The 16,585-nt window shown below is 53.3% G+C and carries 18 protein-coding genes; 3 read left to right on the forward strand and 15 right to left on the reverse strand.

Going from position 1 to position 16,585, the window contains the following annotated elements; translation table 11 throughout:
- Positions 1–6 precede the first annotated feature (6 nt).
- A complete protein-coding gene (locus NDQ72_05940; GenBank protein WKD29487.1) occupies positions 7–1,194 on the forward strand; it encodes an MFS transporter in 1,188 nt (395 codons plus the stop codon).
- Here the strand turns inward: NDQ72_05940 and NDQ72_05945 are convergent.
- The 5 genes from NDQ72_05945 to NDQ72_05965 are packed head-to-tail and all read right to left on the reverse strand — an operon-like array spanning position 1,151 to position 6,006.
- Positions 1,151–1,795, reverse strand: coding sequence for an ATP-binding cassette domain-containing protein (locus tag NDQ72_05945; GenBank protein WKD29488.1), 645 nt, complete (start codon positions 1,793–1,795; stop codon positions 1,151–1,153). The two genes, NDQ72_05940 and NDQ72_05945, sit on opposite strands and share 44 nt — an antisense overlap.
- Positions 1,788–2,642, reverse strand: a complete 855-nt coding sequence (locus NDQ72_05950) for an ATP-binding cassette domain-containing protein (GenBank protein ID WKD29489.1) — start codon at positions 2,640–2,642, stop codon at positions 1,788–1,790. Before NDQ72_05950 ends, NDQ72_05945 begins: the two co-directional genes overlap by 8 nt.
- A gap of 15 nt (positions 2,643–2,657) precedes the next feature.
- Positions 2,658–3,458 (reverse strand): ABC transporter permease, encoded by an 801-nt coding sequence (locus NDQ72_05955; GenBank protein ID WKD29490.1) that lies wholly within the window; start codon positions 3,456–3,458, stop codon positions 2,658–2,660.
- Positions 3,455–4,435: an ABC transporter permease gene (locus NDQ72_05960; protein ID WKD29491.1), complete on the reverse strand. Its 981-nt coding sequence runs from the start codon at positions 4,433–4,435 to the stop codon at positions 3,455–3,457. The genes NDQ72_05955 and NDQ72_05960 overlap by 4 nt, the downstream gene beginning before the upstream one ends.
- Positions 4,426–6,006, reverse strand: coding sequence for an ABC transporter substrate-binding protein (locus tag NDQ72_05965; protein ID WKD29492.1), 1,581 nt, complete (start codon positions 6,004–6,006; stop codon positions 4,426–4,428). The genes NDQ72_05960 and NDQ72_05965 overlap by 10 nt, the downstream gene beginning before the upstream one ends.
- A 106-nt stretch (positions 6,007–6,112) precedes the next feature.
- On the opposite strand from NDQ72_05965, the gene nikR reads away from it, so the two are divergent.
- Positions 6,113–6,514 (forward strand): nickel-responsive transcriptional regulator NikR, encoded by a 402-nt coding sequence (gene nikR / locus NDQ72_05970; protein ID WKD29493.1) that lies wholly within the window; start codon positions 6,113–6,115, stop codon positions 6,512–6,514.
- A 64-nt stretch (positions 6,515–6,578) separates the two neighbouring features.
- On the opposite strand, the gene NDQ72_05975 is transcribed toward nikR, so the two are convergent.
- Positions 6,579–7,061, reverse strand: coding sequence for a peptidylprolyl isomerase (locus tag NDQ72_05975; GenBank protein WKD29494.1), 483 nt, complete (start codon positions 7,059–7,061; stop codon positions 6,579–6,581).
- A gap of 179 nt (positions 7,062–7,240) precedes the next feature.
- Here NDQ72_05975 and NDQ72_05980 point away from each other — a divergent pair, with 179 nt between their 5' ends.
- Entirely contained in the window at positions 7,241–7,522 is a 282-nt protein-coding gene (locus NDQ72_05980) for a hypothetical protein (protein ID WKD29495.1), read from the forward strand.
- 122 nt (positions 7,523–7,644) lie between these two features.
- Here NDQ72_05980 and NDQ72_05985 read toward each other — a convergent pair whose 3' ends face one another.
- The 9 genes from NDQ72_05985 to NDQ72_06025 form a co-directional block, all read right to left on the reverse strand.
- Positions 7,645–8,112 (reverse strand): glycine zipper 2TM domain-containing protein, encoded by a 468-nt coding sequence (locus NDQ72_05985; GenBank protein WKD29496.1) that lies wholly within the window; start codon positions 8,110–8,112, stop codon positions 7,645–7,647.
- Between the two features lie 275 nt (positions 8,113–8,387).
- Positions 8,388–9,986, reverse strand: coding sequence for an isocitrate lyase (locus tag NDQ72_05990; GenBank protein WKD29497.1), 1,599 nt, complete (start codon positions 9,984–9,986; stop codon positions 8,388–8,390).
- A 448-nt stretch (positions 9,987–10,434) separates the two neighbouring features.
- A complete protein-coding gene (locus tag NDQ72_05995) occupies positions 10,435–10,857 on the reverse strand; it encodes a GNAT family N-acetyltransferase (GenBank protein ID WKD29498.1) in 423 nt (140 codons plus the stop codon).
- Positions 10,858–10,863: 6 nt separating this feature from the next.
- Positions 10,864–12,045 (reverse strand): cupin domain-containing protein, encoded by a 1,182-nt coding sequence (locus NDQ72_06000; protein ID WKD29499.1) that lies wholly within the window; start codon positions 12,043–12,045, stop codon positions 10,864–10,866.
- Between the two features lie 55 nt (positions 12,046–12,100).
- Positions 12,101–13,486: an adenylosuccinate lyase gene (gene purB, locus NDQ72_06005; GenBank protein ID WKD29500.1), complete on the reverse strand. Its 1,386-nt coding sequence runs from the start codon at positions 13,484–13,486 to the stop codon at positions 12,101–12,103.
- Between the two features lie 93 nt (positions 13,487–13,579).
- Positions 13,580–14,218 carry a high frequency lysogenization protein HflD gene (gene hflD / locus NDQ72_06010; GenBank protein ID WKD29501.1) on the reverse strand — a complete coding sequence of 213 codons (639 nt, stop codon included), beginning with the start codon at positions 14,216–14,218 and terminating at the stop codon, positions 13,580–13,582.
- Positions 14,215–15,357, reverse strand: a complete 1,143-nt coding sequence (gene mnmA, locus NDQ72_06015) for a tRNA 2-thiouridine(34) synthase MnmA (protein WKD29502.1) — start codon at positions 15,355–15,357, stop codon at positions 14,215–14,217. The genes hflD and mnmA overlap by 4 nt, the downstream gene beginning before the upstream one ends.
- Before the next feature lie 73 nt (positions 15,358–15,430).
- Positions 15,431–15,880 carry an NUDIX hydrolase gene (locus NDQ72_06020; protein ID WKD29503.1) on the reverse strand — a complete coding sequence of 150 codons (450 nt, stop codon included), beginning with the start codon at positions 15,878–15,880 and terminating at the stop codon, positions 15,431–15,433.
- An 8-nt stretch (positions 15,881–15,888) separates the two neighbouring features.
- On the reverse strand, positions 15,889–16,491 hold the full coding sequence (locus tag NDQ72_06025) for a pseudouridine synthase (protein ID WKD29504.1): 603 nt from the start codon (positions 16,489–16,491) through the stop codon (positions 15,889–15,891).
- Positions 16,492–16,585: the final 94 nt, after the last annotated feature.

Raw genomic sequence — 16,585 nt, forward strand, 5'->3', positions numbered from 1 at the left:
CATCATATGATCGAAGCTAGAACGCGCGCCTGGTGGCGCGCGACTGCGGCTCTTTGTCTAGGGTCGTTTCTTGTTTTTATCAACTTATATGTCCCGCAACCGCTGCTACCCGGGCTGAAGGACACCTATGGGGTATCTACCTTAGGTGTTAGTTTTTTGATGTCCGCCTCCACGCTTTCCCTTGCTTTCGCGCTACTTGTATTTGGCCCCCTGTCTGATGCGATTGGCCGTGAGGCTATCATGCGCATCACGTTGCTCTTAGCCGGCGGCCTCTCTCTCGCATTGGCGTTTGCACCTACGTTCGAAAGCTTATTATTGCTGCGTTTACTGCAGGGTTTCGTGCTGGGCGGGTTGCCAGCCGTTGCGATTGCATGGATGGGGGATGAGTTTGAAAAGCCCGCTTTGCTCAGTGCGGTGGGTCTGTATATTGGCGCCAATTCGTTGGGTGGTATTAGCGGCCGAATTGTAGGCGGTGGGGCGGCGACCTTCGGTGGCCCCTCGGCGGCATTTTTAGCGGTAGGAATCATGACGGTAGTCGGGTGCGCAGTTTTTTGGCGACTGCTACCCAATAGCCGAGCCTTTACACCCAAGCGCTTTAAATTTCGCCAAGCGGCCGGTGATCTGCTCGGGCATTTGCGCACGCCGGTGCTGTTGGCGGCTTATTGCCTGGGCGGAATTAACTTTCTTATTTTTATCAATCAGTACAGCTATATCACGTTCCGTTTGGCTGGTGAGCCTTATCAATTAGCGGCTAGCAGCTTGGGGCTGATTTTCCTGACGTATCTAGGGGGGACGCTTGGCTCTACGGTATCGGGCCGATTAGCCGGACGTTTTTCACCCGCGCGCTGTATGAGCGTGGGTATCTTAATTTTGATGCTAGGCACGGCGGTAACGCTGGCCAATGCTCTGCCGCTGATTATTGTTGGTCTCACCATTAACGCGTTTGGGTTTTTCTTAGCACACTCTCTGGCCTCTAGCTGGGTAGGTCGCTATGCACAAGGTGCTAGGGGCAGTGCCTCAGCGCTTTACTTGGTATTTTACTACCTCGGGGCAAGTATTGGTGGATTCTGGCTAGAGCCATTTTGGCGTTGGGCGCAGTGGCAGGGCGTAGCGGTGGGGTCTTGGCTACTGCTTTGCGTCACGCTAATCATTAGCATTGGTTTATGGCGTTTCGAGCGTCGTGAACTGCGCTAAGCGTACCTCGAGCTAAATGGAGACGTCGAGTACACAATCGCGCTAGCAGTGCCGCGTCATGGCTGATCACTAACACGCCAAGTTGGTGGCGGCCGGCAACCTTTTTTATTGCCCGCCATAGCTCCACTTGGGTGATGGGATCGAGCATGGTCGAGATTTCATCAGCGATCAGATAGCGTACACCTGGGGCTAACGCCCGCAATACGCATACCCGCTGTAATTCTCCACCAGATAAGGTACCTGGAAAACGCGATAGCCAATCAGGTTGGATGCCAAAATCCTGCATTAATGATTCAGAAGGGCACCATGCTTCGCAGAGTACTTTCTTTACTCGCCAACGTGGATTGACGGCAAGTTCCGGTGATTGCGGCAGCCACTGTACCGGCCGCAGCCCACGGGAAGGGAGTGGCTTATCATCGGCATAAATCTCCCCCTGTTGTGGCCGCAGTAAGCCAGCCAAGAGTTTTCCCAGCGTAGATTTGCCTGCCCCTGAGTCACCGCTTAGCCCCAGCCATTCTCCCCGTTCAAGTGATAGCGAAAGTTGCGTTAATAGAGGTGCTTGAGAATGGAAGCCAAAGGTGATTTTGCGCGCATCAAGCAATGGTTGGCTCCTTAGGCAGGTCGATGGCATCAGCGTGGGCGGCACTTTCGTTAGCACGCACCTGAGTACTAAAGGTGTTATCGGGCAGAGCATTCCAGAGTGCGCAGGCATAGGTGCTTTTAAGCTGTTCCCCATTGCCTTGAAAGGCAGTGGCAGGAGTAGCTTCAATGCACTTTCCCTGGCGCAGTATCGTTACATGGTCGGCGATGGGTAACGCGTGGCGCAAATCGTGGGTAATTAGCATGACGGCCTTCCCTTCAAGCGCGAGTGCCTTCAGAGCGGCCAATACACGGTCGCGCTGTTGAGGGTCCAAGCCAACGCTTGGTTCGTCGGCAATAATTAGGCTAGCGTTGCCGATTTGGGCCATGGCGGCTAAAACACGCCGCGCCATACCGCCTGAAAGCTGGTGGGGGTATGCCCGCTGAGCGTGATGATTGAGCTGATAATGATTTAGTGCGCGCTCTGCGCTGTGCCAAGCGACGGTTTTGCTTTGCCCTGCCCGGCGAGCCGCCCAACTGACTTGGCGTTGACTGCTCGCGAGTGGGTCTAGGGCATTAAGTGATTGCGGAATGAGGGCCAGCTGGCGACCTCTAAGCTGGCGCTGGCGTTCAGCGGTCAATGGCGCATCTTTAAAAAATAGCTGGCCACTGGTTTTTGCCCCTTCCGGCAGTAATCCCATAATTGTGTAAGCTAGCAGGCTTTTTCCGGCGCCGGATGCACCAATGACAGCATGTATTTCACCGGGTTGTATGCTTAACGACAGGTTATCAACGCAGGTGGTCCACGCTCGTCGCCACCAGTGCTGGTAGTAGGGCAATTGCAGCGTCAGGTTCTCTATATCCAGCATGCTAGCTTCCTCCTGTTATAGAGCGCGACGCAATTGCACCGCTAAACGATCAATCGATAGCACCATCAGCAGTAACCCTAGGCCTGGGAATACCCCTAACCACCAAAAGCCCCCGGTTAAGTAGCGCATGGCATCGGCGAGTAATACCCCGATAGCGGGTTGGGTTGGGTCTAAACCTACGCCCAGAAAAGTCAGGGCGGCTTCATGCAGAATGGCGTGAGGAAACAGCAACAGTGCGCCAACAATGCACTGGGGAATTAAGTGGGGGAGTAAGTGGCGTACTAAAATAAAGCAGCGGCTTTTTCCTAGTGCCTGGGAAATAGCAACGTAGGGGGCATGGCGTAGGGAAAAGAGTTCCGCCCTTAGTATCCTGGCTAAACTTGGCCAATGGGTAAGTGCCACGGCAATAATCACTGCCTGTGTACCACCACCTAAAGCAAAGGCTAATAGGAGTAGTAATATCAGGTGCGGTACGCTTAGCAGCGTGTCAATCAGCAGACTAACGAGAGCATCTAACGTGGTTGAAAGTGTCGCCAGCGTCGCTAGCGTTAACGCAATGAGTGTGCCGAGTAGCGCAGCGCTTAGCCCTACCCAAAAGCTGAGTCTTAACCCAGCCAGTGTTCGCGCCCATAGCTCGCGTCCCAAAGCATCGGTGCCTAGCCAATGGCTGGTGCTCGGTGGCATAAGGCGCGCATCAAACTGCATTGGCGCCGCGCTATGACCTGCCCACCATGGGCTACTTATCAGCAAAACCAACACTATGATTAGAAGGCCAATATAGCCAGCGGCGGCTAAGCGTGGTTGGATCATCCTCATGGCTGTTCCTGTGCCATGCGTGGGTCGATAAGTGGATACAGGCTATCTGCGATCAGATTGCCGACACTGACAAACAGCGCGGTAAACAGCGCTATCCCAAGCAGTAGCGGAACGTCACTACGTAGTCCTGCTTCAACAGTGGCTTGTCCAAGGCCGGGGTAGGCAAATACCTGCTCGATTAATATTGAGCCGCCAAACAACTCTCCTAGCGAAGCAAAAGCGAGCGTTAGTGCTGGGAGGCTGGCATGACGTAGGCCATGACGCCAGGCGATATCTGATCGGCTGGCTCCCTGGGCAAAAGCGTGAAGGGCGATGTCGGAGTTCATCAGCGCTATCATGCGCGCGCGGGTGTGAAGGGTGATGGTGGCGATGCCTAGCAGGGCCAGTGTCGTCATGGGTAGTACTAAGTGGTGCAATCGAGTCAGCATGCTAACGTCTTGGTTGAGTACGCCCACCGGCCCAGCGCAGCAGGTCGGGGTCCAGCCGAGATAAATGGAAAACATTAGTACTGCCAGCATGCCAAGCCAAAAAGCAGGTGTTGAGGCGGTGACATAGGCGTAGCCACTAATCAGCCGGTCGAGTGGTGAGCCTTCTTTCGCACCGGCGATGACGCCCAGCGCAAAGCCAACAAGCAACGACATTAGCCAAGCGCTACCCAGCAAGATAAAAGAGCGTTGGAAACGCTGACTGATAACCTCGCTAACCGGTTGATTGTAGACATGGCTCCAGCCTAACTCGCCACTTAGCAATTGGCTTAGCCAATGACCAAATTGAACGGCAGGCGAGGCATCAAATCCCCACCTTTCAGCGATCAGGGCGCGTTGTTCGGGGCTTACCTGTGCCATTTGGGGGCCAAGATAGGCATCCACAGGGTCAATAGGCGAGAGCATGACTAACCCAAACGTCACCATCGCGACGCACAGCAATACCAATGCTAGCCGTACTAAGCGGCTTGCCAGTATCTTAATCAATCGCACGTCCAGCGCCATTCAAGCAGGTTGGCGGTAATTGGCCAGCCGTGGCCGTGAGGCGCAATGCCTAACTCCCCAAGGTCCAGGCAGGGGTTGGCTGCATATACATGGGCTAGGTTAACCATCCATGCCCAGCTAGTATCGCCCCTAAAGCCATAGCCCGTATTGCCATCCCACTGGGCGGCTTGCCAGTGGCGGTTAGCTTCTTCTGCCCCTGCGGCCGCTTGAGCGGCTTCTAGGTGGCTATCCACCGTCGCGTTTGAGTAGTAGCCACTGTTATAGAAGCCAAACCCCGCGTGCTGGCTATGAAACAGGTAGTACACCTCTTGTGGGCTGTGGCTGCCAAAGCCGAAGACGATGGCGTCTTGGTGCAGTGCTTCACGCTGTATTTCGTCCCAGTGACGGCCTGTTGGCTGCATCTCAATGCCCAGTGGGCGTACCATCTCGGCGCTTACTTGAGCGAGCAGTTGGCGAGTGGTGTCGCTGGCAGGGTAGGTCAAGCGAAAACGAGCGGGCTGGTCGTTTTTATAGCGTAGCCCATCGGCACGTCGCTCCCAGCCTGCTGCATCGAGTAGCGCATTGGCACGGTCGCTGTCGGGCGCTGTAAAGGCTTCGTCATCCAGGCTCCAGGGCAGCCCATCGGCAGGGCCAAATGCGGGGCGTCCAAAACCATTTAGGGCGACGTCAACGAGGGTGTTTCGATCAAGGGCAAGATTAACCGCCTGGCGTATCGCACTATCGGCAGTAACATCGTTACCGATAGGCGCACCAGACGCGGCCTGCTCGCCTGCAGCAGGCTGCATAGGAAACAAAATACCTCGATTATCGACGCTTTCCATAACGATGCGCTGCATATGACTTGGTAGGTTGGTGGCGAGTGCTGGTGGCACAGCGGCAAGGTCGAGCTGCCCAGCATGGGCCGCGCTTAACGTAGACTCTTCGCCAGTAAATACGAACACCAGTCGTTCAAAGGCCGGTAAGGGGCCATGGAAATAGGGGTTCCGCTCGACGATTAGTTGCTCGCCCTCTTGCCATTCGACGAGCCGATAAGGGCCTGAGCCCAGCGGTTGTCTACCGTACCCTTCGCGATAACCGTTTTCTCTGTTAGCGTCTGGAACGATACCAAGCGTCATTAACTGATCGATGAAGGTAATACGCGGCGCGTTTAAAGAGAGCTCAACGGTAGTGTTATCGATGGCGCTGGCTTTGTTCAGTGCGCTTAAATCGGCCCGGCCACCGGCTTGCTTTGCGGCATTAAAGGTGTAGGCAACATCCTTGGCAGTCAACGGTGTGTCGTCACTAAAGCGAGCGTCATCGCGCAGAGTGAGTATCCAGGTGAGCCGGTCTTCTGACAGTGTCCACGCGGTCGCCAAACCGGCTTGTGGTGTAAGGTCGCGTCCTCGGGTTAGCAGCGTCGATTGAAAAAGCGGACTACCGTACTGGCCCCAGCCAAGCAGTGGGTCGAACCCCTGCTCGGGTTCGCCGCCGATTGCCAAAACCAATTGCTCTTTGCTGAAGGCAGGAGAGCTAAGCGCTACACACGTAACCGCCAGACCCAGTAAGATAGTACGACGCATGAGGCGCTCCAAAAACCAACCGTATGATGTTTTTACAATAACATCATACTTTGAGAGCTGGAAGTCACGGCAGCACCGCGCTTGCGGCGTTAGTTTAGGAGAGAATATGCAACGGGTAACGGTAACGCTGGATGAGGAACTGCTGAGCGAGGTCGATGCATTGATGCATGCGCGCGGCTACCAAAACCGCTCAGAGGCGATACGTGATTTAACACGCAGTGGGTTAAAGCAGGCCAAAGAGGAGGTTGCGCCCGAAGCGCCGTGCATGGGCGCGCTCGTCTATGTGTACGATCATGCGGCGCGAGATTTATCGAAACGCTTAACCCGACACTCTCATGATCATCATGATCTAACGCTATCGACACTTCATGTGCATATTAATCATGATAGCTGTTTGGAAGTGGCGTTATTAAAGGGGCAGGGCAGCGCGTTGAAGCAGTTTTCTGATGAAGTGACATCGTCACGTAGCGTGCGCTATGGGCAGTTAGTGATTATCCCGGAGGAGTAAAGCGGGGGGAGTGTCCATTAAAAAGGGCGGCCCTAGGCCGCCCTATAAGCACGCGTTGAGCAACTTAGTGCTCTACGCCGCCTTCGCCGTGCACATGACCGTGCTCGACTTCTTCCTGGCTTGCTTCACGAACGGTTGCAATCTCAACATCGAAGTTAAGATGTTGGCCAGCCAGCGGGTGGTTGCCATCAACTACAACAGTATCACCTTCAACTTTCTTGACGGTAACCATCAGCGGGCCGCCTTGAGTCTGGGCTTGGAACTGCATGCCTGGCTCAATGCTTTCAACGCCTTGGAACGCATCGCGAGGTACTTCTTGCATCAGCTGTTCTTGAACTTCACCGTAGCCCTCTTCTGGGGTTACTTTTACGTTCAGCTTATCGCCTTCGGCACGGCCTTCGAGCTCTTTTTCCAGACCCGGAATAATGTTGCCAGCGCCGTGTAGATACGTCAGCGGCTCACGGCCTTCGGAACTGTCTAGCACTTCACCTGCATCATTGGTCAGGGTGTAGTGGAACGCGACAACCGAGTTTTGCGCAATTTGCATTTAATAACCTTTCGGTGAGTGCATGTCCCAACATGGTAACGCGTGAGAGCTTGCTTGTCAGGGGGTAAACAGGCTTTTTCCTCCTCCCACTCCTTTGGCGCTATTGCGCCACGGGGTAACCGGGGATACCCTACGACAACTTCTTTTCCCCCTTTAGACAACATTCACTGGAGCTGGTTATGACGATCTTCTTGATTTGGGTTATCGCCTTTGTGCTAATTGCCTACTTTGCGAACAAACGCTGGGATAGCAGTGTCAGTCAGGGGCTAGATAAAATGCTGCCTGAGGTATTAAAAACACATGGTGACAACCGCTATTTATGGGTGGCAGCATTAGCCGTATTGGGTGCTACAACCCTGATTCGTCCAGTCGATATCCTTCTGGTTGTTATCCTGTTGACCATTATTGGTTTGGTAATCGCAAAGCTGGCAAGCTGGGCGAGCAATAAAGTAGCTCACTAAATTATGCCTTGTTAGCCATTAACGAAGGCGACAAAAATGCCCGACCAAGTAGGCTTGGTCGGGCATTTTTCTATTACGGCGCTACCTGTGTTACTGGCTAGGAAGCGTTTGGTAAGACGAACTTAGTAAGGAGCTACGCTTAAGTTAGCGCCGCTACCGATCAGGCGAACACGCTGGCCTGCTTGATATTGACGGTCTGCGCTTTGAACCACGATCACATCTGTGCCGTCGTCGCGACGAATTTCCATTTCCAACGCATTAATGCGGTTAGCGCGGTCTTCTGCTGCGGTACCGGCAATTGCGCCACCTAATGCGCCTGCAACGGTTGCTAGTTGGCGACCAGAGCCACCACCAACTTGACTACCCAGCAGGCCGCCGATGACAGCACCGCCACCGCCGCCCAACAGGTTGCCTGTACGGCTGTCTGCCTGGATTTGTACAGGACGGACTGCCACGATGGTGCCATAGGTCACGCTTTGGCCTGTTTGCGCTTGATTGCCACGGTACACATCACCTGAATAAGGCGCAGTGTTGGCACAACCTGCCAGCGTGAGAATGCTCAATGCTGCAATAGGTAGTAAACGTTTCATTCAAACCTCCAGTGTGTCTTGACCCGCATGGCTGCTAAGCCGTAGCGGTGGTAATACGTAAGCTAGTTATAGAACAGCGTTCGCCAAAGATAACCTAAGCGGCTAGTTTTGACTAGCCATCAACAGGAAAGATCATGGATTAAAGTGTAGACAAGTATTAAGAAAGCAATGTGTAAAAGTGACTACGATGCTTGATCAGGAGAGGGGTGTTGTAAGGCTAGCTTATAAAAAAACAGGGAGCCTAAGCCCCCTGTTGTGTCGTGCTAATTAAATGATTAGCCGAACTGGTTCATGGTGTTGTCTTTACCACCGGCTTTAAGTGCCGCATCACCGTGGAAAAACTCTTTATGGTCGTCGCCAATATTAGAGCCAGCCATGTCCTGGTGTCTTACGGTAGCGATGCCTTGACGAATCTCCTGACGCTGTACTCCTGCGACGTAGGCCAGCATGCCTTCATCGCCGAAGTAGCCTTTAGCCAGGTTGTCAGTCGATAGCGCTGCTGTGTGGTACGTCGGCAGAGTGATTAGGTGGTGGAAAATACCGGCTTCACGAGCGCCATCGCGTTGGAAGTTACGTGTCCACTCATCCGCTAGCTGGCCAAGTTCAGTGTTGTCGTATTCAACACCCATTAGCTGGTCACGCTGGTAAGCGGAAACATCTTTGCCTTCTTTTTCCCAGGCATCAAATACTTGCTGGCGGAAGTTCAGCGTCCAGTTAAATGACGGCGAGTTGTTGTAAACCAGCTTGGCATCGGGCACGACGGCGCGGATGCGGTTAACCATGCTGGCAATTTGGCCGACGTGGGGCTTCTCGGTCTCAATCCACAGCAGGTCAGCACCATTTTGCAGGCTGGTGATACAGTCAAGCACAACGCGGTCTTCGCCAGTGCCCGGTTTGAACTGGTAGAGGCCTGACGCTAAACGCTTCGGCTTAACCAGCTTACCGTTTTGTTTGATAACCACATCACCATTGTTGATGTCGCCAGCATTTTCGATGACATCACCATCTAAGAAGCTGTTGTACTGGTCGCCTAGATCGCCAGGTTCGTTAGTCACTGCGATTTTCTGGGTTAAGCCTGCACCTAGCGAATCGGTACGCGCCACGATAACGCCATCTTCGATGCCGAGTTCAAGGAAGGCATAACGCACTGCATTGATTTTGGCCAGGAAATCTTCGTGGGGAACGGTGACTTTACCATCCTGGTGGCCACACTGCTTCTCATCGGAAACTTGGTTTTCAAGCTGGATACAGCAAGCGCCCGCTTGGATGAATTTCTTGGCCAGCAGGTAAGTCGCTTCAGCGTTACCAAAACCGGCATCGATATCAGCAATGATCGGTACAATATGCGTCTCGTAGTTATCGATTTTGCTGATCAGCTCTTGCTCTTGAGCACTGTCGCCTGCTGCTTTAGCCTCATCCAGGGCACGGAACAGGTGGTTAAGTTCCCAAGCATCTGCCTGCTTCAGGAAGGTGTACAGTTCTTCGATCAGATCAGCGACCGATGTTTTTTCATGCATGGACTGATCGGGCAGTGGGCCGAACTCGGAGCGTAAGGCGGCTACCATCCAGCCTGACAGGTAGAGGTAACTGCGCTTAGTCGTGCCAAAGTGCTTTTTAATGGAAATCAGTTTTTGTTGGCCAATAAAACCGTGCCAGCACCCCAGAGACTGCGTGTACTTAGACGTGTCGGCGTCGTAGGCCGCCATATCGTCACGCATAATTTTTGCAGTGTAGCGTGCAATATCCAAACCGGTATGAAAACGGTTCTGAGCACGCATGCGTGCAGCGTATTCAGGTTTGATCGCTTCCCATTTGCCGCCTTGAGCTTCGCGCAGTTGGGCCATTGCTTTGATATCGTCGAGCAGTCCTGACATAAGCTGTTTCCTCCGGGGTCATGATAGCTATTTCGCAAGTTAGCTTATTCTTATGCTGCACCTGCGAAGATGTGTTCAGCATTATCGAAATTTAACGCGCTGTCTCTACGCCAATTGTCTCTGAGCAAAACGTCTCTTAGTCAAACGTCGCATCGGAGAGTGATCATTGTGGAGACGCTTATTTAAACGTCGGTTACAGCGTTTCCTGTTTGGCTAACTTCGATGTTGCGCCATAACGCTGCGGTGCAATAACTATCAACGAGAACGGCAGGTTCAACAATTGTCACTTGGGGGCAGAAGGGGTTGTAGTTCAACTACAGGAGCGTGCTGAAACGCTCTGTTTGTGTAGTCGTTTTTCGTCAGGTGGGCTGAAAATGGAGCAAAAAAAAGCGCCACATAGCAGTGGCGCTCTCATTGATTGATCACAATCGTAGTCAAAAAAAAGCAACTACAGCGTTAGCAGCATTTCCCGGTGAGGTATTCCGGCATCCATAAAGGTGCCACCATGTGCCACAAATCCCAAGCGCTGGTAAAAGGCGAGGGCGTGCAATTGAGCGCTCAGCGCTACATGGGTATGGCCTGCTTCTCGAGCAGCCTGAATGGCAGCTTCCATGAGTTGATAGCCAATGCCAGCGCCACGCGCGCTATCGAGTACCGCGACGCGCCCAATATGGCCGTCGGGCAGCAGTCGCGCAGTCCCCACTGGCTGATCCTCAAGATAGGCAATGAAGTGGCTGCACTGCTCGTCACGGCCATCCCACTCCTCCTCTTGAGGCACGCTCTGCTCTTCGATAAACACCACGCGGCGGATCTCGGAAGCTATATCCTTTAGCGTACTCCAATCACCGTTAATAATGGTTGTCGTCGACACCGCTAGCTACTCCTCATCATCCTCTTCGCCCATAAAGCCTAGGCTTCCGGTGTTTACTAACTGTGTTATCAGCGCTGCTGCCCCATCAATGGCAAGTACGTCTTCATACATAGGCGATGGGTTGGCAAGCCGCTTGGCCAACTCGGTTGAACAGGAGTGTCCGTCGCCGTCGACAAAAAGCGTGGTGCCGTTGGCATCGCTTCGCCAAGCAACGCGGGAACCCGGCATATGAAACAGTGGTTCACCGTGTTGTAGTTGCGCAACAAGGTCATCTTCCGTCATTGGCACTTCAAGGGGCGCTACTTGGTCAATGTATTTTGGTTGGGTCATGACGCGACCAAACCACTGGGCTATTTGCTCAGGATTGTCCAAGGTGGAAAGTACGAACTGGCGCATACGTTCAACGGCCGCATCATCGAGTTCACCCACTTGGCTTGCAGGAGACATGCCTGCATCGCTATAGCGGTGGGAGTCAGAGAGCTGCTCTCCTAGATAGTCGGCGTAGGATGTGATGGCTTCATCCGCTGAGGGTGCCCTAAACCCTACTGAAACAGTCATGCAGTCGTCGGTTTGACTAACGCCGTGGTGCGCCCAGCCAGGGGGGAGATACAGCATATCGCCCGGTGATAACGTCCAGTCAGAGTCGGCTTCAATTTCAAAAGTTTCAAGAATACGTAGATCGATACCTTGAATAATGGGCGCGTTGTCTGGCTGCTTACCGCCTAGTTGCCAGCGCCGGTGGCCGCTAGCCTGTAACAGGAAAACATCGTATTGGTCGATATGTGGGCCGACGCTACCACCGGGCGGCGCATAGCTGACCATGATGTCGTCCAACCGCCAACGGGGAAGGAAATCAAACTCATCCATTAGTGCGGCGATAGAGGGTACGTAGTGATCGACGGCTTGAACCAGAAGACTCCAGTTGCCTTCCGGCAACCGCTCAAAGGTTGCGTCGTCAAACGGACCGTGGGAAACCTGCCAGGGACCGTCAGGCCCATTTTCTTCCACAAGGCGCGCTTCTACACCGGGTTCGCAGGCAAGCCCAGCTAGCTCATCGGGGTCGATGGGGCTAATAAAGTCGGGGATAGCGCCACGAATCAGCAGCGGCTTCTGCTGCCAGTAATTGGCCAAGAAGTCTTCGGGCGTTAAATCGCCCAGCAATGTGAGTGGCTTATCGTGTTGGCTCATGGCGTTATCCTAGTTCAAATGAGCGCTGCGCCTGACTAAGGGCGCAGTGCGTCGTTTAGAGTGCAGCAAGCCGCTGGTTAAGTGCTTCGGCTTGAGCCTTCGCATTACCAATATAGCTGGCAGGAGAGAGGGCTTTCAGCTCATTTTTAACCGACTCGGGTAGTTCAAGCGTATCAATAAAGGCAGCAAAGCCTGCTTGGTCAATACGTTTGCCGCGGGTTAATTCTTTAAGCTTTTCGTAGGGCTTTTCGATGCCATAGCGACGCATGACCGTTTGAATTGGCTCAGCCAGTACTTCCCAGCTGTTATCCAGGTCTTCAGCGAGACGCTCAGGATTTGCTTCAAGCTTGCTGATACCCTTGAGGCTAGCGTGATAGCCAATCAGGCCGTAAGCCAAGCCAACGCCTAAGTTGCGCAACACAGTGGAATCCGTCAGGTCGCGCTGCCAGCGTGAAATCGGTAGTTTCTGGGCCAAGTGATTAAGCACAGCATTGGCCAACCCAAGGTTGCCTTCCGAGTTTTCAAAGTCAATTGGGTTAACTTTATGCGGCATGGTCGATGAGCCAATTTCGCCTTCGACGGTGCGCTGTTTAAAGTAGCCCAGCGAAATATAGCCCCATACGTCGCGATCAAAGTCGATCAAAATAGTGTTGAAGCGGCAAACTGCATCGAAAAGCTCGGCAATGTAGTCGTGGGGCTCAATTTGTGTGGTGTAGGGGTTGAAGCTTAGTCCTAAGCCTTCCACAAAGGTGCGTGCGTTGGCTTCCCAGTCAATGTCTGGGTAGGTTGTCAGGTGGGCATTGTAGTTACCTACAGCACCGTTAATTTTACCCAGAATCTCAACGCGTTCGATTTGCTTGAGCTGGCGCTTAAGCCGGTAGGCCACGTTGGCCATTTCCTTGCCTAGCGTTGTGGGGCTGGCGGTTTGTCCATGGGTGCGCGAAAGCATTGGTTGAGCCGCATGCGCAATGGCCAGTTTGGCAATTTCATCAGCGACTTCATGCAGGGTAGGTAGAGTGGCTTTTAGACCATCTGCCAGCATAACGCCGTAGGAAAGGTTGTTGATGTCTTCGCTGGTGCAAGCGAAGTGAATAAATTCAGTGACCGCGTTGAGCTCGGATTGCCCTGCAATCTTCTCTTTTAAGAAATACTCAACCGCTTTGACATCGTGGTTGGTGGTGCGCTCTATTTCTTTAATGCGTTCGGCATCTTCGACAGAAAAGTCACGAATCAGCTGCTCAAGAAAAGCCGTCGCTTCCACTGACAGCGGCGGTACTTCGACAATTTGGCTGTGGTCAGCAAGGCGCTGCAGCCAGCGCACTTCCACAATCACGCGCGCACGGATAAGACCGAATTCGCTGAAGTGCTCCCGTAGTGCGGCGGCTTTTGCGCCGTAGCGTCCGTCAACGGGGGAGAGGGCGGTCAAAGCAGAGAGTTGCATGGCTTGGTTTCCAAGGTGGTCTGAAGTCAATGGTTCGAACAGCAATATGCCGAAAAGAAATGGCTCGAAGTGCCTAGATGATCTTTGGGCGCGTTAGCCAAGGCTATCAAGCGCGCGCCTCAACGCTTTACGCTGGAAGACAAGCTTCCAGCGACGGCCGCCTTGTTGGTGCCATAGCAGCGCAAAACGTATGCCCGCCATCAAACAGGCGCGCACCCGCTCGGGCATCATGCGAGTCTGCAGTAAAGAGGGGTCGCCCTGAACCACGATGCGGGTTTTGAACGTCGAAATGGTTTCTTGGTAGGCATCACCCAGGCTTGCAATCACATTTTCATGAGTGCTGCCGAAGTGCTCTGCCTGCCCCTGTACGTGGGACAGCTTTTGACCAAGTAAATCCATCATATGGCGGTCAGTGCGCAGTTTATTCATTAACAGTAGCAGCGAAAAACCGTAGCGGAGAACCACAGGGTTGGCTTGTTTGCGGCCAACAAGGGCTTCGAGTGTTTCTAATCCGCGGCGTAAATTATTGGGGTGGCCGCCATAAATAGCTTCAAAGCTTTCCGGGTTGGTGTCCACGGTTGCATTGATGAGTGTTTCCCAGGCGCGAGGGTCTACTTGTCCAGTACGCGCGAGTTCATCTACCAAACTAGCGGATTGAAAGACGCCGGCCAGCGCCAGTGCTTGGCGAGCGGCTTGAGACTCCGGCGCGCGATGAATAGGGGTAGCGCTCATGCAGCGGCCTCCGTGGTATTCCAAGTGGCGCGAATAACGCCGCCGCCTAAGCAAATTTCACCATCATAAAGTACCAATGACTGGCCCGGTGTGACTGCCCACTGAGGATCATCAAACACCACCTCAACAGTGCCGTCGGGCAGCGCATGGATTGCACATGGGCAATCACTTTGACGATAGCGGGTTTTGGCGGTGTAACGGCCCTGTGCGGCAGGCGGTTCACCTGCTACCCAATCCATGGCTTCAGTGGCCAACGCATTGGTGAACAGTAGGTGGTGATGCTTGCCTTGGACGACAATCAATACATTACGCTCAAGGTCTTTGGCCACTACATACCATGGGTCTTCCGAATAGTTGGCGAGACCACCGATGCCTAACCCTTGGCGCTGCCCCAGGGTGTAGTACATCAGTCCCATATGCTTGCCAATGACATCGCCTTCGGGCGTTTCAATATTGCCGGGTTGTGCGGGCAGGTATTGCTGCAAAAAGTCGCGGAAGCGGCGCTCGCCGATAAAGCAAATACCAGTAGAGTCTTTTTTCTTGGCGGTAATAAGATCGTACTGTTCAGCCAAGGCTCTAACGGCAGGCTTTTCAAGCTCACCAACCGGAAACAGGGTGCGCGCAATCGCTGCTTCAGGCACCGCGTGCAGGAAATAGCTTTGATCTTTATTGCTATCCACACCTTTTAACAGGCGCGGGCGTCCTCCGCGAACCCCTTGACGAACATAATGCCCGGTTGCGATTTTATCGGCGCCTAGCATTTCAGCGTAGTCTAGAAAGACCTTAAATTTGATCTCTCGGTTGCACAGGATGTCGGGATTGGGCGTTCTGCCCGCTTTGTATTCGGCCAGAAAATGCTCGAAGACGTTATCCCAATACTCGGATGCGAAATTGGCCGTATGCAATTTGATGCCCAGCTTCTCACACACAGCCTCTGCATCGGCAAGATCTTCTTTTGCCGTGCAGTATTCGGTGCCGTCGTCTTCATCCCAATTCTTCATAAACAGGCCCTCAACCTCATACCCTTGTTGGAGTAGAAGGAGAGCAGAAACCGATGAATCAACGCCGCCCGACATGCCAACAATTACTTTTTGGGTCTCGGGCGCTTCAGGAATAGACGTGCCATGGGTGGATGTCATTGGCATCCTCAGTTGAAGTAGTGTGCAATTGGGTGCTGATTATACACGATGGAGGCTTGGTGCTTCGAGTGCTTCACTCATGAATCACGGCCAGAGGAAAACTGCGACCCTTAATGGCATTTTCGATCCGCTTAAGCACCAGGGGGCTGCGCAGCCGATCGGCATCGTCGAGGGCTTTGATGTCATTCAGTGTGAGCCAGTGAGTGGCGGTGATGTCGCTATCAATGGGTGATGAGAGCATGACGTCTGGTGTGGCTATAAAACCATGACTATGAAAGGTAAGGCCTTCGGGCGTGTGGAAGACATAAAGCCCTAAGTAGTCGGTTAGCGTCACCTGCCAAGCAGTTTCTTCTTGCACTTCACGCAAGATGGCTGCCATCGGGCCTTCGCCTGGCTCTACATGTCCAGCTGGTTGGTTAAACACGGTTTGCCTGCCGCCGCGGGCTTCTTCCACCATCAAAAAACGATCGTTGCGCTGGATCACGCAGGCAACGGTGCTTCTGATAATGGCGTTTTTTATCATCTCACTGCTCATTTGGAGTGCCTGTGCCGAGGAGCGCCACTGCGTTTTGACGATTTAGTGGGGCGTGGAGCGTGTAGTGTTTGTTTGCGCCACTCGCCAGGGGCCAAGTCACCAAGTTGCCATGTGCCAATCGCCGCGCGTATCAATCTCAACGTAGGAAAACCTACATGGGCGGTCATGCGCCGTACTTGGCGGTTGCGGCCTTCGCTGATGGTTAACTCTAACCAACTGGTGGTGGGGTGGCGCTTAGGGTCAATCCTTGAGTCGCGTAGCGCAATGGCAGGTGGCGCAATGCGCCGGGCTTTTGCTGGCTGGGTTGGGCCATCTTTTAAGGTGACACCGTTTTTCAGCGCATTCATTGCCTCATCATTAATCTGCCCTTCGAGCTGCACCCAGTAAGTTTTGGGCTGCTTATGACGTGGGTGGGCGATACGGTGAATGAGACTGCCGTCATCACTTAATAACAGCAGACCCTCAGAGTCATAATCAAGCCGCCCTGCGGCGTACACGCCAGGCACATCTATAACATCGGCTAATGTGGCGCGGCCTTGTTTGTCGGTAAACTGAGAGAGCATACGATAGGGTTTATGCAGTAAATATAAAGTGCTCATAATCTCTTTAGAAGGGTGCCCTTGATTTGTCGACAATCTCTCATGCGATTAAAATGCAGCGCTGGTATACTTTGAGGCTAATCTTTCAAAGGCA

It is taken from the genome of Halomonas sp. KG2 (assembly GCA_030440445.1).
GTDB lineage: Bacteria > Pseudomonadota > Gammaproteobacteria > Pseudomonadales > Halomonadaceae > Vreelandella.